The following is a 23,354-nucleotide window of genomic DNA, read 5'->3' as shown; positions in this document are numbered from 1 at the left end:
GGATAGAGTAAGGAAAGTTGGGGATAATAGAAGCCGATGTGTAAACATAAAAACATGTTGAGATATACGTAAAATAATAGCTGAAAATGACGAAAAATTTTTTATGTGAAATACTTGCAAAATGAATTAGATATGATTATTATAATAAATGTGTTAGCACTCGATGATGATGAGTGCTAATAAATATAAGAATAAGAATTTTGAAGGAGGGTGTTTTCCTTGTTAAAACCATTAGGTGATCGTATTGTTATTGAATTAGTTGAATCTGAGGAAAAAACGGCGAGTGGGATTGTACTTCCCGATTCTGCAAAGGAAAAGCCTCAAGAGGGAAAAGTCGTTGCTGTTGGGACGGGGCGTGTAACAGATAATGGCGAAAGAATTGAGCTTGAAGTAAGCACAGGAGATGCCATTATCTTCTCGAAATATGCAGGTACAGAAGTGAAGTATGAAGGGAAAGAATACCTTATCTTAAGAGAAAGTGACGTTCTTGCGATTATCGGTTAACGAAAAGAACTACATATAATATATTAGGAGGTTGAAATGATGGCAAAAGATATTAAGTTTAGTGAAGACGCGCGTCGTGCAATGCTTAGAGGTGTTGACGCATTAGCGGATGCAGTGAAAGTAACACTTGGACCAAAGGGACGTAACGTTGTTCTTGAGAAAAAATTTGGATCTCCACTCATTACAAATGACGGTGTAACGATTGCCAAGGAAGTTGAGCTTGAGGATGCATTTGAGAACATGGGTGCCAAGCTTGTAGCAGAAGTAGCTAGTAAGACGAATGATATTGCTGGGGACGGTACAACAACAGCAACAGTTCTTGCACAATCAATGATTCGTGAAGGTCTTAAAAATGTCACATCTGGTGCAAACCCAATGGTCATTCGCAAAGGAATTGAGAAAGCAACGAATGCTGCTGTAGAGGAGCTTAAGAATATTTCTAAGCCAATCGAAGGTAAGCAATCTATTGCACAAGTTGCAGCGATTTCATCTGCTGATGATACAGTTGGTGACATCATTGCTGAAGCGATGGAACGTGTAGGCAACGATGGAGTAATTACAATTGAGGAGTCTAAAGGATTCTCAACAGAGCTTGAGGTAGTAGAAGGTATGCAATTTGATCGTGGGTATGCATCACCTTATATGGTAACAGATTCTGATAAGATGGAAGCTGTTCTTGAAAATCCATATATTTTAATTACGGATAAGAAAATCACAAACATCCAAGAAGTTCTTCCGGTACTAGAGCAAGTTGTACAACAAGGAAAACCAATCTTAATCATTGCTGAGGATGTTGAAGGTGAAGCACTTGCAACGTTAGTAGTGAATAAGCTTCGTGGTACATTTAACGCAGTAGCTGTCAAAGCACCAGGCTTTGGAGATCGTCGTAAAGCGATGCTTGAAGACATTGCTGCGCTAACAGGTGGAGAAGTGATTACAGAAGATCTAGGTTTAGATCTAAAATCAGCAACGATTGAGCAATTAGGTCGTGCTGGTAAAGTAGTTGTAACAAAAGAAAACACAACGATTGTTGAAGGATCTGGTGATACAGCTGAAATTGGTGCTCGTGTCAACCAAATCAAAGCACAAATCGAAGAGACAACGTCTGAATTCGATAAAGAAAAGCTTCAAGAGCGCTTAGCTAAATTAGCTGGCGGTGTAGCCGTTCTTAAAGTCGGTGCTGCAACGGAAACAGAAATGAAGGAACGTAAGCTTCGTATTGAAGATGCTCTTAACTCAACTCGTGCTGCGGTTGAAGAAGGAATCGTAGCTGGTGGTGGTACAGCGCTTATTAATGTATTGAAAGCTGTTCAAGCGGTAGACGCTGAAGGCGACGAAGCGACAGGTGTTAACATCGTCCTACGTGCTCTTGAAGAGCCAGTTCGCCAAATTGCTCACAATGCAGGACTAGAAGGCTCTGTTATCGTTGAGAAGCTAAAAGGCGAGCCTGTCGGTAGCGGATTTAACGCAGCGACTGGTGAGTGGGTAAACATGGTTGAGGTTGGTATCGTTGACCCAACGAAGGTAACTCGTTCAGCACTACAACACGCTGCTTCCGTTTCTGCTATGTTCTTAACGACAGAAGCTGTTATCGCTGATAAGCCTGAAGAAGAAGGCGCTGGCGGCGGCGGCATGCCTGACATGGGCGGCATGGGCGGTATGGGTGGAATGGGCGGCATGATGTGATAGCTCCCAAAACCCTTGATTTATAAGGTTTTATGAGTGTTTTGATAATGAAATGCTAACATAATGTAAATAAAAGAGGCTTCTCATTAAATATCCTAATTTATGAGAAGTCTCTTTTTTGATAAACCATATCGATTCAGTTTAACTTTCTAATAACAGTTGACGGCACTTCTTAAACTTCTTTCAATTTCCGCAAATAATGGATTATTTCTCTCTGGAAAAGTATAATTTCAGATTATAAGCAACAATTTGCATTCTCTTATACGCATAGCGAATAAACCTACCTGTAGCTAGCACAAAGCAGTAATAATAAACCTGTTGTTACGTCCACTGTAGTTGCCCCTAGATAATCTTCTATATAATATCATCTTAGAAGTTTTGATGTTTACATATTCACTGTTATTAATAGGGTATAACTAAATTGATTATATTGATTGACTGGAATTACAAAAAAAAATTAATATAAATTAGTAAAAGAAGTTACTTAAGGATGTGGATATAAATGAATAAGGGGAATCTACAATGTTCTTGCTGTGCTGGGAGTAGAGCTGATTTTGATAGCCCAATAAAAACGGAAAAACAAAGTGAGAAAATAGAACAAAGCGAACAGATTAAATATAAGGAAAAGATGATTCACCTTCCTGGAGGGGAATTTTTAATGGGTACCGAAGACAATGAAGGATTTCCTGCAGATGGAGAAGGGCCGATAAGAAAAGTAACAGTGGCCCCATATTATATAGACGCTTATACTGTAACCAATCAAGAATTTAGTGCTTTTGTTAAAGATACAGGCTATGTAACAGAGTCAGAAAATTTTGGGTGGTCTTTTGTTTTTCACAAATTTATCCCCCGGAACTTAACAGAAAGGGCAAAACAATTGCCGCAAACGCCATGGTGGTTTGCAGTAGAAGAAGCTTACTGGTATCAGCCAGAGGGCCCTGGCTCAAACATAGACGATCGTATGGATCATCCTGTAATTCAGGTAAGTTGGAATGATGCTGTAGCTTTTTGTAAGTGGGCTGGGAAGCGTCTTCCAACAGAAACTGAATGGGAGTATGCTGCAAGAGGAGGCCACGAGCAGAAGCTATATCCTTGGGGAGATGAACTTACTCCGAATGGTGAGCATTATTGTAATATTTGGCAAGGCGATTTTCCAAGAGAGAATACGGCAGATGATGGCTATGTGAGTACAGCACCTGCAAAATCATTTCCAGCTAACGGATATGGGTTATATAATGTTTCAGGTAATGTCTGGGAATGGTGTGCGGACTGGTTTACTAGTACACCGGATTTATCTCAGTTTGTGAATCCTGTTGGACCGAATACGGGTCAAACTAAAGTAATGCGTGGTGGTTCCTATCTTTGCCATAAATCTTATTGTAATCGATACCGAGTGGCAGCACGTAGTTCAAATACGGCCGATAGTGCTACAGGTAATTTAGGATTTCGTTGTGTGATCGATGCGTAAGCTCTTTGTTAACTTGAAAAAATGAAGGTGCAGTTCAGCTACTGAGGTGCACCTTCTTTTATCCATGTGAACATATCACGAGTAACAGCAAGGTTTAAAACATAATTTTTTGTACTATTATTAAGTTGAAAAAATAAGGAAATCACCGAGATATAGTAACTAGAAACAAAATATTAAAAATAAGTAGGTGATTCTAGTTGAAGATAGAAGAATTAATTAATGATAATCACTCAACCTTTAGTGAGGGTGAAAAAGTCTTGGCAAAGTTTATATTAAATAATAAAGATGATATCTATGATTTAGGAATAAATGAACTTGCTAAAAAAAGCTTAAGTTCTAAATCTTCTGTATTACGATTTGCTCAGAAGTTAGGATTCTCTGGATATACGGAAATGAAAAATTTTATGAAGTGGGAAAATCAAACAACCGAAAATCCTATTACACAAGAAGATTTCGGGAAAATGCTAATCAGCAATGTAGAGCAAACCGTAAATCAATTGAATAAAATGGATTTTTCAAAAGTTTGCGAAGTTATTGAGAGAAGTTCAAATGTGTATATAACTGGCACTGGTCTCATGCAGCAAAGTTTGGCTCAAGAAATGCAAAGGATGTTTTTAGGAATCGGAAAGAATATGCAAACTTTTCCCATGGACATAAGTACAAATATTTATCAATTGGTAACGGAGAGAATTTCAGAAGAAGATATGCTTATTGTATTTTCAGGTTCAGGAAACAATCCAACTCTTAAGGAAGCACTTAGTATTCCTTTAATTAAGAACGTAAACATCCTTGCAATAACCGGATCCCATCACAATTGGTTGATGAATAATGCGACATTTGGTATTGCAGTAAATGTTAATAATGATTCAACAATGATTAGGAATTGGTTTGCTTCGTCAAGTGCATTTCACAGTGTTATTGAAATCCTTGCCTATAATTATTTTGAATACAAAAATAAATCGTTAAAGAATAAGTGATTTAGAACTTTACTGACTAAACGTTAGGGCTATTGCACGCTATTGTAATAGCCCTTTTTTTAATGGATTTTGTCTTAAATTAAAAAGAAATGTTTATTCCCATGTCATGAAACCGTTTCCCATAATCCGTTCAAGTCCTTCTTTTACACCGGTTATTACAATATAATTCACTGTAATACAACACAGACACGCTTATGGAAGGAGATGAAGTAATGAAAGCGATTCAAGTCATGTTCGATACTTTAAAACGAAATTATTTAAATGCATATGAAACCTCGGATGTAATCACACCTAACTTTGACCGACTAAAAAGAAAAACGGTTCAATTCGATAATTTCTTTGCTGGAAGCTTACCTTGTATGCCAGCAAGAAGAGATTTGCACACTGGCCGTTACAATTTCTTGCATCGAGGTTGGGGGCCAATAGAACCATTTGATGATTCGATGCCTGAAATTTTGAAACAAAATGGCATCTACACACATCTTGTTACCGATCATAAACATTATTGGAGAGATGGAGGTGCTACTTATCATACGCGCTATTCCTCATATGAATTGATTCGTGGCCAAGAAGGGGACAACTGGAAGGCAAAAGTGAATAAGAATATGGACATAGAAGGGTTAGAGAACCTTCCTGATTTTGCAAAGAAACGTAAGGTCGGTAGTATGGCTCAAGACTTTGTTAATAGAAGTTACATGAAAAATGAGGAAGACCACACCTTATATAGAACTGTCGAAGCGGGTTTAGAATTTTTAAGAGAGAATCAAGATGCTGATCAATGGTTTTTACAAATAGAATGCTTTGATCCACATGAGCCATTTTTTGTACAAGAAGAGTACTTGAAAATGTATGGTATCTCAAAAGACGATTTCAATGGATGGTTATTATATTCACACGATGATTTTACACCTGAAAAGTCTGAAGTGGTTAAAGGATATTATAAAGCGCTCGTTACCATGTGTGATGCCTATTTAGGTAAAGTATTAGACTTTATGGACGAGACTAACATGTGGGAAGATACGATGCTAATTGTCAATACGGATCATGGATTGCTTTTAGGCGAACATGAATGGTGGGGAAAAAACATTATGCCTGTGTACAACGAAGTCGCCCATCTACCATTCTTCATATGGAACCCACAGTTAGGAGTTCAAAATGAATCTAGAGATCAGTTAGCCCAAAATATTGACGTACCAGCTACCATATTAGAATTTTATGATTTGGATATTCCGGAGAATATGCTAGGAAAGCCATTAAGTTCGGTTATTGAATCTGAAGAAGAGGTTCACGATGCTGGTCTATTTGGTACCTTTGGTAGCAATATCAATATTGTTTCCGGCGACTATATCTATATGAGAGGACCAATGCCAGGAAAAGAAGAGTATCTTCATGAGTACACCTTAATGCCAATGCGAATGAATAGACTCTTTACATCAGATGAGCTCAAGGGTGCTCAATTGGATAATTCTTTTGCATTTACAAAAGGAATCAGTACATTAAAGATGCAAATAACCGACTGGATGGCTAAAAGTTATCAACGTTTTGGTAATAAATTATTTAATTATAAAGAGGATCCAAACCAAGAAAATCCACTTCAAGACGCGACTAAAGAGTTTGAAATGATAACAAAGTTAAAGCAAGTAATGAAAGAAAATGAAGCTCCAGATTCACTGTATTGCTACTATGGATTAGATCAAATTAATAGCATTGAGGATTTAATAGAAGAACAGAAAATTTCAGATAAGAAACAAGAAATTGTTTCTGAAAACATTAAATTCTCCAATCACAGTGCAAAAGAAGGGTATCTTGCAGCGGTGTTTTCTATTAAAGATAAAGCAAAAGTAGAATTGTTGAAATCAGATCTTCAAAAAACTAGTGAATTGGATGCAGTTTCAGCTCAGCATCTAAAGAATTGGATAAAGGAACATATAGACAAGCAGGAGCAACCTTTGATCTTCTATCAGTTAAATCTGGCTCTTAGAGTTGACTAATAGTAGAAGATGATTACCTGATTGACGAAGATCGTGATAACGAAGGAATGAAACAGGCAACGGTTTTAAAAAAAGTTCATTTGATTGGTATAAGAAAGTGCTTGAAACAAATGGAGGCTGGGACAAAAGTGGTTTAACTAAAAGAAAAGCCGAACAATGATAGATGGTGGACGTAAACCGCTCCTGAAATATACTTCGCTTTCCGCGGGAAGCCGGTGAGCCTCCTCGTGCTTCGCACTGCGGGGTCTCACCCTTGGCTTTTCATCCCGCAGGAGTCTACGTATATTTCATCCGCTACGTTCATCTTTTGTTCGGGTTTCCAGATAGACACTTTAGTTATGTCCCAGCCTCAGTAAACCATAGATCTCAATTAGGTTATTAAACGGTAATGGGAAAGCGTTTGCAAAATGTGGGTTGCCCATAATCATACCATTTGTGGTTGGACTATCTTTGGTTTAAAAAATAAATAAGAGAAAGAAGGTTTAGAGATGAAATATGAACAATTGGCAAAAGACATTATAAAAAATGTCGGCGGAAAAGAAAATGTTATCAGTGTTGTTCATTGTGTTACACGTTTGCGTTTTAAGTTGAAAGACGAAAGTAAGGCAAATACAGATGTATTAAAAGATATGGATGGTGTCGTTACTGTTATGAAGAGCGGTGGCCAGTATCAAGTGGTCATTGGAAACCATGTGCCTGATGTCTTTAAAGCAGTACTAGATGTTGGTGGGTTTGAAGCTCAGTCAGCAAAAGATGAAGAGAATGGCGAACCACAAAGTTTATTCAATAAATTTATTGATATTATCTCTGGGATATTCGCCCCAATTTTAGGAGTATTAGCCGCCACCGGGATGATTAAAGGATTTAACGCCCTGTTTCTTGCATTAGGCTGGTATCAAAATTCAAGTGGGACATATCAAATTTTACAAGCTGTAGGCGATGGTTTCTTCTACTTCCTCCCTATTTTTCTAGGTTATACAGCGATGAAAAAATTTGGTGGAAATCAATTTGTTGGGATGGCAATAGGTGCTGCTTTAGTTTACCCAGCATTAAGTACTCTAACGGCTGGAGATCCACTTTACACATTGTTTGAAGGAAACATGTTTCAATCGCCAGTTCATATTACATTCCTTGAAATACCAGTTATTCTAATGACTTATTCATCATCAGTTATTCCAATTATCATTGCTACTTATTTTGCTGCAAAGGTAGAAAAATGGCTTACAAAAGTAATACCGGATGTAGTCAAGTCGTTTTTAGTTCCGTTTTTCACTTTATTAATCATTGTTCCACTAACATTTATTGTAATAGGTCCACTTGCTACATGGTTAGGAATGATTATGGGGAACAGTTCTATGTGGGTATTTGATTTTAGTCCTGTTTTAGCTGGTTTTATACTTGGTGGATTGTGGCAAGTATTTGTTATGTTTGGACTTCATTGGGGACTTGTTCCAATTGGACTTAATAACTTAAGCGTATTTGGTTCAGATCCTTTATTAGCCTATATATCTGCTACATCTCTGGCAACAACTGGTGTTGTACTTGGAGTAATGGTAAAAGCAAAACAGCAAAAGTATAAAACATTGAGTATCCCAGCGGCTATTTCCAGTATATTTGGAGTCTCAGAGCCAGCAATTTACGGGATTACATTACCGTTAAAACGACCATTCATTATCACCCTTATTACCTCTGCTATTGGTGGGGCAATTATGGCATTAATGGACACTAGAGTATATATGTTAGGTGGACTTGGAATTTTTGGAATTCCATCTAAAATTGGACCTGAAGGTATTGACATAGGTTTTTGGGGTGGAATCATCGCAATGGTTTCAAATTTAGTATTGGGCTTTATTCTTACTTATTTCTTTGGCTTTAAAAAAGGACAGAATGTTGAGGATTCAAATAACGACAAAGAAAACAATAAGAATGTCACACAGAACAAGAATGAGGACATATCAAGCCCTCTTAAAGGAAATGTGATGTTACTGTCAGAAGTGAAAGATGAGGCTTTTTCGATTGGGGCACTTGGGAAAGGACTTGCCATTGATCCAACTGAAGGAAAGTTAGTTTCACCCGTTTCAGGGACCGTTTCTGCACTATTCCCAACGAATCATGCGGTTGGAATAACAACTGATAATGGTACTGAAATCTTAATACACATTGGATTGGATACAGTACAGTTAGAAGGGAAGTTCTTTCATTCCTATGTTCAGCAAGGAGATAGGGTTGAAATAGGCCAACAACTTATCGACTTTGATATTGATCAAATCAAACAAGCAGGATATTCTGTAGTTACTCCTGTCCTTATAACAAATAGTGACAACTATAGTGAACTTATTCCTACAAGAACGGAGAAAATAGAAACTGGTGATAGCCTGCTAAAAGCAGTAAGTAAATAGTTAATGAAGTTAGCACTATTTATGGGCCCCTCTATACTTACCGTTTTTAATGGGTGCTTATGTTGAATAAGAAATGACGAAAAAACAACAGATCCATATACTGCGCCGTACACATATCCTGTTGAAAATTAGGAGAGACGATCACGTTTAAGCAGTGGTCGTCTTTTTGTCGTAGTAGACACATACTGAGTAGCTATTTTCTTTATTTTGGAGCACTTATATCCATTTCATGATTGTGTTCTCTTATCTAGCTAGCTTTAATCGCTTTGCTACCAATTTCACTTCTCTAATTAACGTTAAATTAAACGAATAGGAATAAACTAGTTATACCTTATCAATATCATCTTGAGGAGAAGTACCAAAGAAATCTCTGTATCTTCGGTAAAATGTCGAATATTCCTTAAAGCCACATTGCACGCTTGCCTCAGAAGCAGGAACACCGTCGTAAAGCAAATGTCTAGCACTGATCAATCGTTTAGTCGTTATATATTTCCAAACGGTTGTATTAGTCGCTTTTTTGAATAAGATATTTAACTGAGATTTGCTGATATGAAATTGCTTGCAAATACTTTCGATACTTATATTTTCAAATAGATGTTCATTTATGTAGGTAATCACTTCGGTCATTTGCGAACTTTGAGATGTAAATAACAATTGTGGATGTTCATGATGAAAGCTTTTATTCAATTCATTTAAGATTGTAAGAAGATTCGTTATAATAGCCACTCTTTTTTGGTAGTCATTATTTTTAACGTCGAGTATATTATTAAGGCACGAACGAACTAATTGATTAGAAAAAGTTCCGGGTGGATAGTAATTATTAATTCCCAAAGCCCGGTTGTCAAAAGGAGCAAGTAATATTTTATTTGGATCAAAGTGATCTAAAAACTGTGGGAAAAAATGAAGTACAATTCGTTCATATGGAAGATTACGATCCATCTTTACATAATGAGCTTCATTTGAACGCATGAGCATAATACTATTAGGATTTAGAAAGTATGTATTCCCTTCTACTGTAAAAGTCCCTTTTCCTGATAATAGATAATAAAACTCATAAATCTCATGAGCGTGCATTCCATATTTTTGGGGATGTGGTGGCATGTCACAGTTTTTATGAAAAAATAGCTGATGATCTTTATAATAATCTTGAAAATTCATACAAAACCTCTTTTGTTAGAGTCAAATAATGATTACACCTAGTATAGGATGACATGAGACTAGATGCAATATATTTTCAATTATATGCAATTTTAATGTAAATAGTATTTAATTATAATGGGTTTATCACTAGTAATGATGAATTTTAGGTTTTGCACTATAGTGAAGAAGGGAATGAAAAGTATGGAGGGTAAAACATTAATTTGTAGTCGTGAACAAAAGATAAACATCTATTTAGCACAGAATGAACTTCCAGCTGTGAGAATTGCTGCTCATAATCTTACAAAAGATATCAATCAAGTATGTGGAGGTATGGCAGAAGTTTCAGATAGAGAAGGTAAAGTGGTTATAGGGACCATTGCGAATAATAAAGCAATGGAAAAACGACTCAAAGATAAGGAAATTGATACGGAATGCCTACTGGATGGTGAAGGAAACTACAGTTGGGAAGGGTACCTCATCCAAGAGAAGGATGGGATTTTATACATTATAGGAACAGATAGAAGAGGAACTATCTTTGGCATATATGAATTCTCAAAAATGATAGGTGTTTCACCATGGCATTTCTTTGCGGATGTTCCTGTTAAAAAGCTTGATTCTATTGTAATAGATAAAGAATTTAAAACATCATCCTATCCATCAGTACAATATAGAGGAATCTTCTTGAACGATGAGGAGCAGCTTGAAGCATGGGCAAAAGAACATACAAATGATCATACAATAGGTCCTGAAACATATGTTCATATATTTGAACTGCTATTAAGATTAAAAGCAAATTATATATGGCCGGCTATGCATGTGAATTACTTTAATGAGGACCCGGAAAATGGACGATTAGCAGAAGAAATGGGAATTGTTGTCGGGACGTCACACTGTGACATGCTTCTTCGTAGTAATCAAAATGAATGGGAACCATGGCTTAAGAAAAAAGGATATGAAGGGATAAGTTACGATTACTCTATTCCAGGAAGACACCGTGAAATATTGAAAGAATACTGGCGTGAAAGCGTGGAACAGAACAAAGATTATGAAGTATGTTATACGGTCGGAATGAGAGGCGTACATGATTACGGGTTTAAGACGGATGCGATCGATCAAAACCCAAATCTCAGTAACGAAGAAAAAGAGCAGGAAAAGGTAAAGCTTCTAGGTACGGTCATAAAGGATCAAAGAAAGATTTTAGGGGAAGTATTAGGAAAAGAGAATGCCGAAACGTCGTTACAGACATTTATCCCTTATAAGGAAGTTCTTCCTTTATATGACGCAGGTTTAGAGCTGCCGGATGATGTTACGCTTATCTGGGTCGATGATAATTTTGGTTATATGAGAAGATACCCTGATGCAAAAGAGCAGCAACGTTCAGGCGGCCATGGGGTATATTTCCATAGTTCTTATTGGGCGCATCCTGGTATGAGTTATTTGTACATCAACTCGATACCACTGGCGCATACTGGAAACGAAATGAAGAAGTGCTACGAAAATGGAATTAGGAAATTATGGGTTCTTAATGTCGGTGCCCTTAAGCCACTTGAACAGGATATTGAGTACTTTTTGACTTATGGTTGGGAAGCAGGAAATGAAAACGCTGTAACAAAGGATACACAATTATTTACTGAGAAATGGATTGATTTTAATTTCACAGGTAATTACGGAAAGAAAGCAGCGAGTTTATATCATCGTTTTACCCAGATAACAAATGTATGTAAGATTGAACACCTGACTGGAGATAAATTTTCACAAACCATTTATGGGGATGAAGCGGCTTTAAGAGTGAATCAGTTAAAAGAAATATACGATGAAGCGAATGAAATATATTTCGACCTGCCTCAAAATGAGCGGGACTCTTTCTTTCAACTTTTTCTAATGAAGATTCATGCATCTTACTATGCAAATGCAGAGTTTTATTATGCAGATCGAAGCCATCTCAGTTATGAACAAGGGAAAATGCAGTCAGCAGACACGTATATCGAAAAGTCTAGAAAGATGATGGAGTATAGAAGATGTATGCTTCATTTTTATAATAAAATCATGTCCGGTGGGAAGTGGGATAAAATCCTTACACCAGAAAGCTTTTCACCACCGCCAACTGCGATGTATCCAGCAGGTACCCCTGCGTTAAAAATTGAACAACCTGGATCAAATATTATTGTATGGGGTGAGCGCACACCTGAAAGGAATCAAAAGATTACATTTGATTCCTATGGTACGAGTGTAAAATGGTTTGAGATTTTTAACACTGGAGCAGAACGTTTTGATTTTACTGTGGATCTAAGTTCATGCCATGACTGGGTCGAAGTCTCAGAGGATGTAGGTACGGTCATCGATGAAAAAAGAATTCTAGTTAAATTAAAAGAAAAGTGTGGTAACGAAGAGAAAAAGGGCAAAATTGTGATAAAAACATCACTTGATGATAAGTATCAGATTGATGTATTTGCACAAAAAAGGGAGGATATTCCGGAGCACTTCCAAGGATATGTTGAAGCTGACGGTTTTGTTTCTATGAAGGCTGACCAATTTACTTCTGAAAGTCATTCAAATGATAATCAATGGCAAATCATTAAGGATATAGGAAGAATGGATGGAAGTGTGATAGAAGCAGCAGGGTGTGGGTATCCTGACGAGATTGATGTAAAGAACCATGCTTCCGTAACGTATCCATTTCTACTAAAAAGTAAAGGGCCATTCTTACTGGAAATTCACCGCTTTTTAACTTTGGATTCAACTGGTAAAATTAGTTTTGCTGTATCAATTGATGATTTGGAGCCTATAATCATTGAAACTGAAACGAATGATGAGTGGCGTGGGAACTGGAGAAATGCTGTATTGAACAATGGTGAAAAGCTATATGTTTCATTACCATTTTTGAATAGTGGCGTTCATAAATTAACTATTCATATGATCGATCGGTATGTAACGATCAGTAAATTTGTTATTTATACAGATAAGGATATGACGCGTTTATCTCCAGAGAATTTGGATCAGAATAGCTCAATTTTACAGTCGCAGGTAAGTAACCTCGGACCGGCTGAAAGCTATTTTGTAGGCAATAGCCAAGTAGAACGAAATAGCCATTTCAAAACGATTCCAGAGTGCAACGTATCAGATATGGAAAAATTATGTACGAATATATATAGTATGAAAGCGGGTACTGCACCATTACCAAACCTCGTATATGCCGGAATAGATTTTTGGAATTATGATAGGTTATATATGTTGAACGAAGAATATCCGCAATATCAAAAGGGTGCTTCTAGATATATGCCTGACCCAATTGGATATAAAGATGTGATTTCTGAATTCGGATCTGAATATTTTATTGAAAATAATGGTGTGATCGCAATTGAAGCAGAATATGCTCTTGAACAATCACATTATGCTTATACACAAAAAGGCACTGGCCAGGAAGAGATTGAATGGACACATACACAAGCTGAAACAAACGGATCTAGCGGAATGGCTATGTATATCAGAAAGAGTGGGTTAAGCTGGTTGAATGCGTTGGATGCCCCTTCCCTTCATTACAAGATCAAAGTGACGGATCTAGGAACATATCGTGTATGGATGTTGATTAAATTTGATGATAATTTTTCAGATTCTTGTTACATTGGTTTAGATGGGACCGTTCAGCCTTATGACGAGCAGTTCTCCAAGGGAAGGTTATACACCTATAGTACAAAACAAATTTGGTTTTGGACACTTTTGTCTGAGCTAGATATTGATGAAGGTATTCATGATTTTGCCATATATGCTGGTAAGTCTGGTCTAAGAATTGATAGAATATATCTGACAAAAGGTGATGAAAATGCACCGAATGATGCATCTTGGAAGGACTCAGAGAGAGTTAGTAAATAGGATTATACATGTTAGCAAAGGTTTATTTGCTTAGCTTTAACGTAGAAAGAGCTGAACGATTATTATACTTTCACCAGATATCCTAGTAAGTCAGCTTTTTGGCTTACTAGGATATTTAATATCTGTATGTGAATCGTACATTTTATGTTCTTTCCATTTATTATTACAGAGCATGTGGTGCACCCTGGAATTCAGGTCCAGTATCAGCAGCATAGAAGAAATCTTAAGTGAATGGCAGGGGAAATAATAAGTTATTATTGTTCAACCAAAAGAAAAAGCAGGAGTAACCTAACCCAAATTTATAACAATAATTTTTAAACAGTATCTACTTGTTTTTACATTCTTTATATTCGAAATATTTGCTATTATTTTATTGAAAGCGTTTCCTATAAAAGGGTAGGAGTTAAATAAAATGAAAGAATAGAGAATCTTTCTATTCATATGAGCAAAAAGCACTTTAAATAGTATAAAAATAATGATAAAATGACCATAGTCATAAAATGACTATGGTCATTTTATATTGGAGTGTGTAAAATGTTACGACATGAACGAAAAAAAGAACTAAAAGAGAAGATATTTTTAACGTCCATTAAACTGTTTAAGGAGTATGGATACGACAATGTCACCATTGATAAAATTGTGTCTGCTTGTGGAATTGCGAAGGGTACGTTCTTTAGGTATTTCCCGAAAAAAGAACATGTGTTAGTACATTTAGGCCAAACACAAAACGACTTAATTGTGGAAGTAATCCAAAAGCAACAAGAGAAAAATCTAAAGGAAAGATTAAAGCTCATTTTTGATGAAATGTTCACAGTTTATGAAGAACATGGGGAGTTATTACAATTAACCTTGTCTGAAACCATTCGAGCGGCTTTAAAGGAGGAATCAACTAATATATTGAATTTTCGTGAGGTTCTGACAGATGTCATTGATGAATCAATACAAAACGGATTGTTTCAGAGTCACACTAATACCCAACATATTGCTTCTGTTTTAGTAGGAATATACTTCAATTCACTTATGACATGGTCGATCGCGGGAACAAATGAAGATTTAAAAGAGATCTTTCATACACAATTTGAAATCGTATGGAAAGGAATTGCACCACAATAAACAAACAGGTTAAAAAGAGGGGGACGAGGGTACATGTCATTTTTAGTCTATTCTTCTGTAGCAGCGTTAACGTTCATTAGTTTTATCCATTTTTATTGGTTATTTGGTGGGAGGCGAGGTCTAACTGCGGTATTACCCGAAAAAAAAGAAGGCGGGGCATTGTTTACTCCTAGGTTAATAGAAACATTCATTGTAGCCTTTGGATTATTGCTCGTTGGATTCATGTTACTCGTTCAATTTGGGGCAATTCCTTTCCTTCAACCTAATATCCTATCGAAAGTATTCTGTATAATATTTACCTTTGTGTTCTTTTTAAGAGCAATTGGTGATTTTAAATACTTGGGATTTACAAAAAAAATGAATGATTCTGTTTTCGCAAAGTATGATACAAGATACTATAGCCCTCTTTGTTTGTATCTAGCGATTACGCTTTTATTGGTGTGGTTGTAGGGTTTTATCACGTTAGTGAAATGGGGTAAATCATGAATAATAAAGTACTTATTATTGGAGCTGGGATTAGCGGTTTAGCAAGTGCCCTTATGCTCGAAAAAATTGGATATGCACCAGTTATCTTTGAAAAGTCAGATCGTCTTCGTAATGAAGGTGGCGGTCTAACCTTATGGTCTAATGGAACGGATGCCCTTCATTTTATGGATTTACTAGAAGAAACGTATCAAAACAGCAAAATCATGAAGGAATCAGCCCTTTTAACATCCTCAGGAAAAACATTAGCGACAATCCCCTTAGAAGAGCTTGCAACTACGTATGGGACTCATACTGTTGGTATTTTACGAACGAAACTTCACCATTTACTAGCTAGTAAATTGGAGAATACAGAAATGAAATTAGGCTATAAGCTAGTAGAACTACAAGAAAATAACGAAGAAGTTACGGCCCGCTTTGAAAATGGTCATGAAGAAACAGGGGCATTTTTAGTAGGAGCAGATGGGATTCATTCATCAGTCAGAAATCACTTATTTCCTAATAGTGTCTTACGCTTTAGTGGATATGAAGCTTGGAGAGGTACGGCCCCACATACGAACTCATATACGAAATCTGGTTTTACGTTTGAAGCTTGGGGGAAAGGGCTGAGGTTTGGGTTTGTTCCTGTATCAAGTTCGATTGTCTATTGGTTTGCGACAAGAAATACATCAGAAAACCTTTTGAAAGTGGATGTATCTAGAGAAGAGTTAGCTCATATGTATAGACAATTTGCCGAACCCGTATCAACCGTAATTAAAGCAACTCCGGAAAAGGACATCACTAGAAAGGTTATTTATGACCTAAAACCTTTACAGAATTGGTCGAAAGGCAGAATAGTACTCATAGGAGATGCAGCACACGCTACGACACCTAATTTAGGACAGGGAGCATGTTTGGCATTGGAGGATTCTGTCATCCTAGCCAATATGCTAGAGCAAAGCACCTCCATTTCTGAAGCCATAAAGAACTTTGAAAAGAAGCGGATAAAAAGGGCTAAGTTTATTGTAAACAGTTCGTGGGTGTACGGTAAGGTTACACAAATAGAAAATACATTAATGAGTCATGCGAGAAACATGCTTGTTAAAAACGGATATTCGATTCAAAAAAATAGTAATATGATGTATAGAATTATCGGTCATAAAGTCTAATTGGAGAGAATTTTAGATGATTTCTACGTTCAACCAGAACACCAGAGATTGAAAGTAAGAAGGCTCTCGGAGCAAAATGGCTACTGCCATGGCCCGAAATGCTACAAGAGTATGGTTATGTGAAAAGTGGGAACTAGATTTTCATCTAGATGCTACAGCATTAATTTAACAAATGGTTGATATACCGGACTCTTTTTGCACGTAGTTAAAGATACACCATAGAGGTAGCATGATGTAATAAGCCACTCCCCAATAGGTCTTGCAGTGTCATAGGACATGAGCAAGGCCTGTTTTTGTTGACTAGATTGACTATAAAAAAGGCTTTATGGAGTAAAAAAATGGCTTCTAGTAAGAGTGAATAAGAACAATACAATAGGGTGAATTCTTCTTATAGGTATTACTCTGGACTTGATCTGCCAAGTGATGAGAAGCAAGACTCTGGCTCCCTCTTGAGGAAGAGAGATATGTGTAGATCATGCTTTCATCTGCCAGTTGTTCGCCGAGAAGTAAATCAGATTGTTCATGAAGGGGCCGTTCATATAGTTCTTCGTATGGATATATGTGTAGGCTACAACGAATCCTTAAATCAATTAGCTTTTTGTGTCGTTCGTGACAAGCTTCTTTGCTTTGTTAGCATTAATAGCCTTTCCGTTTGTATGGCTATGTGTGCCTCTAAAAGTTACTGATAAAAATGAGCAGCAACGAAACCAAAAAAATACAAACTGGTTTACATAATGAAGGCTCTTGTTATGAGAACGTTTAAAATTTTTATTTTTAGGAAATATCTCCTTAACGAGATAAAAGAGAGGAGTCCTTCGTTTATATGTCAGCAGAGGTTGTAGGATTTAGTTTTATTATTCTAGGCATTTTACTTATTATCGCCAAATGGATTCGCCTAGCTGTACCGTTTCTTCAATCTATCTTCCTCCCAAGCTCGATTCTTGCAGGACTCATTGGTCTATTGCTTGGTCCTGAAGTCCTTGGTCAGTTTGATTTAGGGTTATTTGAGGGAGAGGGAGTTTTTCCTGAATCGATGATTGAGGTGTGGAGTGTTTTACCTGAGCTGCTAATTAGTGTGATCTTTGCTTCCTTATTTCTAGGGAAGACCATCCCAAATATAAAGAAAATTTGGGGCACTGCTGGTCCTCAAATAACGTTTGCTCATTTTCTTTCATGGGGTCAGTATGTGGTTGGGATTACTTTAGCTTTAGTGGTTTTAACTCCGATATTTGGGATGAATCCAGCTGCCGGAGCTTTGCTTGAAATTAGCTTTGTTGGTGGACATGGAACAGCTGCGGGATTATCGGGTACATTTAGCGGGGTTGGTTTCGAGGAAGGAAGAGACTTAGCAATTGGCTTAGCGACTGTTGGAGTACTGACGGGTGTTTTACTAGGGATTATTTTGATTAATTGGGCTGCTCGAAAAGGGAAAACAGAAATTTTAAATAGTCCAGATGACATTTCAGATGAACAAAAGAAAGGACTGATCAAGAAAGAAGACCAACAAGAAATGTCTGCTGGAAACCAGACAACCCGATCTGAAGTGATTGAAACAATGACTGTGCACTTTGCTTATATTGGTTTAGCTATTGCCATTGGGTATATGCTTTTAGAAGGGTTTATATTGATTGAGGAAGCTTTATGGGCTGAGAGTATCGAACTTTTTGTACATCTGCCTTTATTTCCGTTAGCAATGGTTGGTGCAGTCATTGTACAGATTATATTAAATAAATTTATTAAAAAATCGATATTGGATCGAGATCTTGTTACACGTATCCAAGGATTTGCTCTCGATTTACTTATTGTATCAGCTATCGCAACCTTATCATTGGCAGTCATCGGTGAGCATCTGGTTCCTTTCTTCATTATGGCAATTGCTGCAATAGGGTGGAACGTAATTGCTTTTATTTTTATAGCACCTCGAATTATGCCTAATTATTGGTTTGAACGGGGCATTGGAGATTTAGGTCAGGCCATGGGAATGAGCGCTGCTGGTCTATTGTTAATTAATTTGGCAGATCCTAAAGCGGAGAGCCCAGCAAAAGAAGGGTTTAGTTATAAACAATTGATGCTAGATTTCATAGTAGGCGGAGGAATTGTAACAGCTGCTTCGGTGCCACTTATTGTAGCATTTGGTCCAGTCCTTACCCTTATTTTTGCTTTTGTCATTATGACTGGATGGCTTATTTTAGGTCTATTGTATTTTGGAAAGAAATCTACAAATTAGCTTGTTGTAAGAAAAAGATATAACAATCTAATCATGGTTCCTATTACATTTTTCTAGAAATTCGACGATTAAAGTTGAAACTGTTCGGGAATATGTCAAACTAGGAGGGATTAAGAATGAACACATATAAACTTACATTTTATTTTAATGGTGGAGAAAATTTCGTTTTCGAAGTTGAAACTGGGTATGAACTACATCAACAAGTGGATAAAATTCAGAATGCTAAATGGTTCGATGCGAAAAGTGAGTATGTAAATATGGATAATGTGACGCGATTTGTCATTGAAGAACGCTGAATCTGGGACAAAAGTGTTTTAATCAATGAGAAACCGAATAAATAAACAGCGGTGCACATAAACAGCTCCTGAAATATTCTTCGCTTTCCGCGGGAAGCTAATGAGCCTCCTCGTGTTACGCACAGCGGGTTTTCACCTTTACTTTTCAGTGGCCTCGCGTATCATCCTGCAGGAGTCTACGCATATTTCAGACGTTATGTTCTCTAGATGTTCGGATTATCAGCTAATCACTTTTGTTATGTTCAGCCTCATTTGAAGAGCGCAGAAATCCACGGTTAACTAATTACTAATTTAACACAATGAAATGGTATTGCAGAAAAGCGCTGACAACTTTACTTGTTTATGCGTTTTTCTTTTTGTTTAGAGGTAGATGAAGTGTATTCTTTTAAAATGAGTAAGAAGGTAGCATATCACTTACCCACTTTTCTTGATTATGTAACTAGTTAGAAGGTTCTATTTAGAGAGAGTAAACGATCGTTAGTCGGTGCTATTTAGCCTATTTTCTAAAAAAAAGTTTCGTTGCGCTCCTTCGCGGGCATTAAATAAGTACAAGACAAATAGCATTAAAATGTTAATGAAAGGTGTGAAGGAGTTATGTTATGGACAGTATTAATTGTGATATTTGTATTATGGATACTTGGATTCTCCTTTGAAGTTGGAGGAGGACTAATCCACTTACTTTTAGTGGTCGCATTAGTCGTCTTTATCATTCAACTCTTAACAGGCAGAAGAGCCTAAATGTAGCAAGCGTTCTAATTTAGGACGCTTGCTTTTTTCAATGATTTAATTTAATTTCTTGGGCCATAATAAGAGCAATAGAAAGGGTTCAAGGAGTGAGTATAATGAGGAAGTTTCTATTTATTTTAATTGCGTGCTTTATCTTATCTACATATTTAACGATGGAAGGGGCTGCTAGTGAAGTGACGTATCCTAATCAACAATTACTAATAGGTGTGGAGGAATTAGCAGAGAGGTTGAGCGATCCAAACCTTATGATTATCGATACACGGAATGAAGGTTATGGAAAAGGGCATATCCCCGGTGCGTTTTCATTTGACACGAAAAAGTTAGTGGATTCAACACATCCGGTCGAGGGTTATTTAATTAGAGAAAAACCTTTTGAAGAACTAATGAAGACATTAGGCGTTAGAAATGAAGTTGAATTAGTGATTTATGATGCTGGAGTAGATACAGCTGCCACTAGACTTTTTTATGCATTGGAGCTTTACGGTCATAATAATGTAAGAGTGTTAAATGGTGGATATGCAGCATGGGAAGCATTCGAAGGGGAGCAATCTACAACGGGTCCCGAAGTGAAAACAAGTCATTTTAAAGCAAAGACTTCTCCGCAAATAGAAGTAGATAAAGAGTATGTCAAATCAGCCATAGATAACCCAAATAAGATTATTTTGGATGTTCGCTCTAGAGAAGAGTACAAAGGGGAGGATGTTCGTGCTAAAAGGGGTGGACATATCCCAACAGCTGTAAATATAGAGTGGAAAGAAGTTTTAACAGACGGGGTGCCCTTTTTCAAAGTGGCTGATGATATTGAACGGATGCTTCAACAAGCAGGTGTCACAAAAGATAAGCAAGTTATTATTTATTGTCAAAAAGCCAATCGGGCATCTCATATGTACTTTACATTAAGGCTTATGGGATTTGATCATATAAGAATGTATGAGGGATCTTGGCAAGAATGGGGAAATGATCTGCATACACCAATTACAAATCCTAATGAAGAATAAAGCATCACAGCAGCTCTAATTAAACTTTAGAGTTGCTTTTGTTTTTGACAAAATAATTGATTATATAAAATGAAATGTTTACTGTAGTTGTGCTGGTGTCATTAACGGGAGGTTTTCATAAGTTGATCATACTTGTGGTACCTTCTTTTTTTGTCTCAATTTATCATTATTCACAACGATTACTAGAATATTCTGAGCCATTCACAAATATATGCTAAAATATGACAGTAACCCTTTTCTAGTAAAGGAGGTCATTATATGTTTAAAAGCTCAATCGAATGGTTAAAAGGTGCAACATGGTGGGAAGCTTCAACTATTATTTTAGTATTAAATATCATCATACTCGTAATGTGTGTGCTAATTGGTAATAGGATGGTTCGTTGGTTCATGAAACGTCCTGTTGCAGAAATTGTTACGAAACGCCCGTATGAGTTTGTGTTAGCAAGTATATCGGTTTTGTTGAATTCAGCTGTGACAATGATAGGTTATTACTTATGGAAAAAAGATATCATTGTTTTAAGCACAAGCTTTGGCTGGCATTCTTGGCTTGATATTCTTATTTTATTGCTGATTATGGATTTTGCGATGTATGTCTTTCATCGAGTCGCTCATGTTAAATGGTTGTATCCTTATATTCATCGGACGCATCATCGTTTTGAAGATCCTCGGCCGATTACTTTATTTGCCTTAAATCCATTAGAAAACTTAGGCTTTGGTCTACTGTGGATTATCGTGCTATGTATATATCCAGCTTCATGGGTTGGGATTACAGGCTATTTATTCTTTAATATCGTCTATGGGTTGATTGCACATTTAGGAGTAGAACCGTTTCCGAACTCATGGGTTAAACATCCAGTTATGAAATGGATATCGACAAGCACGTATCATACACAGCATCATCAGCAAGAGCACTATAATTTTGGTTTTTACACGATCATATGGGATCGACTATTTGGTACAATATCTCCGCGCTATCCGTCTCATTTTGCAAGAAAGCTCCCACAAGGAAGAGATTGATAGTGTTGTTCAATTAAAAGCTTCACATTAAATGATTAGATGTACGACAGGCTTTTTTTTGTAGTTGCCACGATGCGGCGCTTCGACCTCGCTGGGATGGGGGGCATGCTTTCCGCAGGAGGGAGTTGAAAAAGACTTTCTAGTAACACAAAGAAGAGTAATGGCTCCACTCATTACAAAGCTTTCAAAATCGGGCAACGGCTACGCACATTTTGAATATAGGAAAAAAAGGGAATGCCCCCTTATCTTTAACCATCTGTAATCAGGAGACATCAGACTGTTTCTTTCTATAATATAACTGAAAAACGACAGGAGTGAACAGGCAAATGTCAAAAAGGTTGGAATAAGCGGATGCAAAATGGAGATGGTTTGGATTGAAAAGTTCGTTCCATCTAGTTCGGAAATGAGATCAATCTATGAATTTTGACTTTATCTATGATTTGGTTTGAGAATTTTTCCTCAAAGGCGTTTCGTTTACGGTCTGCAGTATATATAAGCTTGTTGACTGTTTTACACATCCACTTCTTTTACAGAGATAACTTCAATGTTGGATTATATTATACTGAAAAAATAAATTAGGACTTTATTCCTTTGTGAGAAGCGTTCATTCAGAGGCTAATCATCAACTTTCAATAAATAAAAGGACTATTAGACAGATTACCACAAAAAAATTAAGCGTTTTCTTTCAAATTTTTCGCACGTGTCGGCAATAGAAGGTGATATTTTAGAGACATTTTTCATATATTTCATAGGTAAAAAGGAACAAAAAAATGTTGATTTTAGTATAAGTAGACTTGAGAATCAGTCCTAATTATCGATTTTTAGAAAAGTCTACCAGTTTCGTTGACTTTGTATATTGCCAGTAATACCATAATATAGGCTAAGGAAAAGGAAAAACATGACTTAAACTTAGCGGATTCCCAATTTTGAAAAAAGGAGATGAGTATTCATGGCAGGCCAAATTCGTATGACTCCTGATCAGCTGCAAGCAAAGGCTAAGCGTTACGGTCAGAGCTCTCAGCAAATCGATCAAATTTTAAGAGATTTATCGAACTTACAAGAAGAGTTAAGAGGTGAGTGGGAAGGACGTGCATTTGAGCGCTTCGACGATCAGTTTAGAGAGTTAAGTCCACGTGTGCAAGATTTCTCTCATTTAATGCTAGAAATTCAAGAGCAACTTACTAAAACGGCTGAAGCTGTTTCGCAGCAGGATGAAGCTCTTTCTCAAAATTTCGGTCTTAGATAAGACGGCTAACGAGATAAGTAGCTTTAAAGATTGTACTTACCTTT

The 23,354-nt window shown here is 36.8% G+C and carries 17 protein-coding genes and 1 pseudogene; 17 read left to right on the top strand and 1 reads right to left on the bottom strand.

Annotation, left to right across the window (positions count from 1 at the left end):
• Positions 1 to 219: 219 nt before the first annotated feature.
• The 7 genes and pseudogenes from groES (at position 220) to ACERJO_RS12440 (ending at position 9,025) form a co-directional block, all read left to right on the top strand.
• Complete coding sequence (groES, locus tag ACERJO_RS12470; RefSeq protein WP_035346788.1) at positions 220 to 504, top strand: co-chaperone GroES; 285 nt, start codon at positions 220 to 222, stop codon at positions 502 to 504.
• A 39-nt stretch (positions 505 to 543) separates the two neighbouring features.
• Entirely contained in the window at positions 544 to 2,190 is a 1,647-nt protein-coding gene (gene groL, locus ACERJO_RS12465) for a chaperonin GroEL (protein WP_247107085.1), read from the top strand.
• A gap of 502 nt (positions 2,191 to 2,692) precedes the next feature.
• Positions 2,693 to 3,658 (top strand): formylglycine-generating enzyme family protein, encoded by a 966-nt coding sequence (locus ACERJO_RS12460; protein WP_247107086.1) that lies wholly within the window; start codon positions 2,693 to 2,695, stop codon positions 3,656 to 3,658.
• Between the two features lie 197 nt (positions 3,659 to 3,855).
• Positions 3,856 to 4,635 (top strand): MurR/RpiR family transcriptional regulator, encoded by a 780-nt coding sequence (locus ACERJO_RS12455; protein ID WP_247107087.1) that lies wholly within the window; start codon positions 3,856 to 3,858, stop codon positions 4,633 to 4,635.
• Between the two features lie 212 nt (positions 4,636 to 4,847).
• Positions 4,848 to 6,626 carry a sulfatase gene (locus ACERJO_RS12450; RefSeq protein ID WP_247107088.1) on the top strand — a complete coding sequence of 593 codons (1,779 nt, stop codon included), beginning with the start codon at positions 4,848 to 4,850 and terminating at the stop codon, positions 6,624 to 6,626.
• A gap of 29 nt (positions 6,627 to 6,655) precedes the next feature.
• Positions 6,656 to 6,786 (top strand): annotated as a pseudogene (locus ACERJO_RS12445) (hypothetical protein); the annotation flags it as partial.
• A 328-nt stretch (positions 6,787 to 7,114) separates the two neighbouring features.
• Positions 7,115 to 9,025: a beta-glucoside-specific PTS transporter subunit IIABC gene (locus ACERJO_RS12440; RefSeq protein WP_247107089.1), complete on the top strand. Its 1,911-nt coding sequence runs from the start codon at positions 7,115 to 7,117 to the stop codon at positions 9,023 to 9,025.
• Positions 9,026 to 9,349: 324 nt separating this feature from the next.
• Here the strand turns inward: ACERJO_RS12440 and ACERJO_RS12435 are convergent, their stop codons facing one another.
• Positions 9,350 to 10,183 (bottom strand): AraC family transcriptional regulator, encoded by an 834-nt coding sequence (locus ACERJO_RS12435; RefSeq protein WP_247107090.1) that lies wholly within the window; start codon positions 10,181 to 10,183, stop codon positions 9,350 to 9,352.
• A gap of 183 nt (positions 10,184 to 10,366) precedes the next feature.
• Here ACERJO_RS12435 and ACERJO_RS12430 point away from each other — a divergent pair, with 183 nt between their 5' ends.
• The 10 genes from ACERJO_RS12430 (at position 10,367) to ACERJO_RS12385 (ending at position 23,310) form a co-directional block, all read left to right on the top strand.
• Complete coding sequence (locus ACERJO_RS12430) at positions 10,367 to 14,035, top strand: glycosyl hydrolase 115 family protein (RefSeq protein ID WP_373647688.1); 3,669 nt, start codon at positions 10,367 to 10,369, stop codon at positions 14,033 to 14,035.
• Positions 14,036 to 14,569: 534 nt separating this feature from the next.
• Entirely contained in the window at positions 14,570 to 15,148 is a 579-nt protein-coding gene (locus ACERJO_RS12425; RefSeq protein WP_373647687.1) for a TetR/AcrR family transcriptional regulator, read from the top strand.
• 33 nt (positions 15,149 to 15,181) lie between these two features.
• On the top strand, positions 15,182 to 15,598 hold the full coding sequence (locus ACERJO_RS12420) for a DUF3995 domain-containing protein (RefSeq protein ID WP_373647686.1): 417 nt from the start codon (positions 15,182 to 15,184) through the stop codon (positions 15,596 to 15,598).
• A gap of 32 nt (positions 15,599 to 15,630) precedes the next feature.
• Positions 15,631 to 16,779 carry an FAD-dependent monooxygenase gene (locus ACERJO_RS12415; protein WP_373647685.1) on the top strand — a complete coding sequence of 383 codons (1,149 nt, stop codon included), beginning with the start codon at positions 15,631 to 15,633 and terminating at the stop codon, positions 16,777 to 16,779.
• An 823-nt stretch (positions 16,780 to 17,602) separates the two neighbouring features.
• Entirely contained in the window at positions 17,603 to 19,006 is a 1,404-nt protein-coding gene (locus tag ACERJO_RS12410; RefSeq protein ID WP_373647683.1) for a sodium/glutamate symporter, read from the top strand.
• A gap of 116 nt (positions 19,007 to 19,122) precedes the next feature.
• Entirely contained in the window at positions 19,123 to 19,302 is a 180-nt protein-coding gene (locus ACERJO_RS12405) for a hypothetical protein (RefSeq protein ID WP_247107097.1), read from the top strand.
• A 594-nt stretch (positions 19,303 to 19,896) separates the two neighbouring features.
• Positions 19,897 to 20,040: a lmo0937 family membrane protein gene (locus tag ACERJO_RS12400; RefSeq protein WP_247107098.1), complete on the top strand. Its 144-nt coding sequence runs from the start codon at positions 19,897 to 19,899 to the stop codon at positions 20,038 to 20,040.
• Between the two features lie 104 nt (positions 20,041 to 20,144).
• Complete coding sequence (locus tag ACERJO_RS12395) at positions 20,145 to 21,047, top strand: sulfurtransferase (RefSeq protein WP_373647682.1); 903 nt, start codon at positions 20,145 to 20,147, stop codon at positions 21,045 to 21,047.
• 258 nt (positions 21,048 to 21,305) lie between these two features.
• Complete coding sequence (locus tag ACERJO_RS12390; RefSeq protein WP_373647680.1) at positions 21,306 to 22,064, top strand: sterol desaturase family protein; 759 nt, start codon at positions 21,306 to 21,308, stop codon at positions 22,062 to 22,064.
• A gap of 949 nt (positions 22,065 to 23,013) precedes the next feature.
• Positions 23,014 to 23,310 carry a WXG100 family type VII secretion target gene (locus ACERJO_RS12385; protein ID WP_247107101.1) on the top strand — a complete coding sequence of 99 codons (297 nt, stop codon included), beginning with the start codon at positions 23,014 to 23,016 and terminating at the stop codon, positions 23,308 to 23,310.
• Positions 23,311 to 23,354 lie beyond the last annotated feature (44 nt).

Origin of the sequence: Halalkalibacter sp. AB-rgal2, from assembly GCF_041821005.1 — a bacterium.
GTDB lineage: Bacteria > Bacillota > Bacilli > Bacillales > Bacillaceae_D > Halalkalibacter.
Note: the sequence above shows the minus strand (reverse complement) of the source record. Positions and strands in the feature narration are given on the sequence as shown.

Bases quoted from the DNA above. Each gene is read 5' to 3' on its own strand.
- ACERJO_RS12415 (WP_373647685.1), top strand. From the start codon at position 15,631: ATGAATAATAAAGTACTTATTATTGGAGCTGGGATTAGCGGTTTAGCA.
- ACERJO_RS12460 (WP_247107086.1), top strand. From the start codon at position 2,693: ATGAATAAGGGGAATCTACAATGTTCTTGCTGTGCTGGGAGTAGAGCT.
- groL (WP_247107085.1), top strand. From the start codon at position 544: ATGGCAAAAGATATTAAGTTTAGTGAAGACGCGCGTCGTGCAATGCTT.
- ACERJO_RS12390 (WP_373647680.1), top strand. From the start codon at position 21,306: ATGTTTAAAAGCTCAATCGAATGGTTAAAAGGTGCAACATGGTGGGAA.
- ACERJO_RS12440 (WP_247107089.1), top strand. From the start codon at position 7,115: ATGAAATATGAACAATTGGCAAAAGACATTATAAAAAATGTCGGCGGA.
- ACERJO_RS12425 (WP_373647687.1), top strand. From the start codon at position 14,570: ATGTTACGACATGAACGAAAAAAAGAACTAAAAGAGAAGATATTTTTA.
- ACERJO_RS12395 (WP_373647682.1), top strand. From the start codon at position 20,145: ATGAGGAAGTTTCTATTTATTTTAATTGCGTGCTTTATCTTATCTACA.
- ACERJO_RS12410 (WP_373647683.1), top strand. From the start codon at position 17,603: ATGTCAGCAGAGGTTGTAGGATTTAGTTTTATTATTCTAGGCATTTTA.
- ACERJO_RS12420 (WP_373647686.1), top strand. From the start codon at position 15,182: ATGTCATTTTTAGTCTATTCTTCTGTAGCAGCGTTAACGTTCATTAGT.
- ACERJO_RS12430 (WP_373647688.1), top strand. From the start codon at position 10,367: ATGGAGGGTAAAACATTAATTTGTAGTCGTGAACAAAAGATAAACATC.
- ACERJO_RS12400 (WP_247107098.1), top strand. From the start codon at position 19,897: ATGTTATGGACAGTATTAATTGTGATATTTGTATTATGGATACTTGGA.
- ACERJO_RS12385 (WP_247107101.1), top strand. From the start codon at position 23,014: ATGGCAGGCCAAATTCGTATGACTCCTGATCAGCTGCAAGCAAAGGCT.
- ACERJO_RS12405 (WP_247107097.1), top strand. From the start codon at position 19,123: ATGAACACATATAAACTTACATTTTATTTTAATGGTGGAGAAAATTTC.
- ACERJO_RS12435 (WP_247107090.1), bottom strand. From the start codon at position 10,183: ATGAATTTTCAAGATTATTATAAAGATCATCAGCTATTTTTTCATAAA.
- ACERJO_RS12450 (WP_247107088.1), top strand. From the start codon at position 4,848: ATGAAAGCGATTCAAGTCATGTTCGATACTTTAAAACGAAATTATTTA.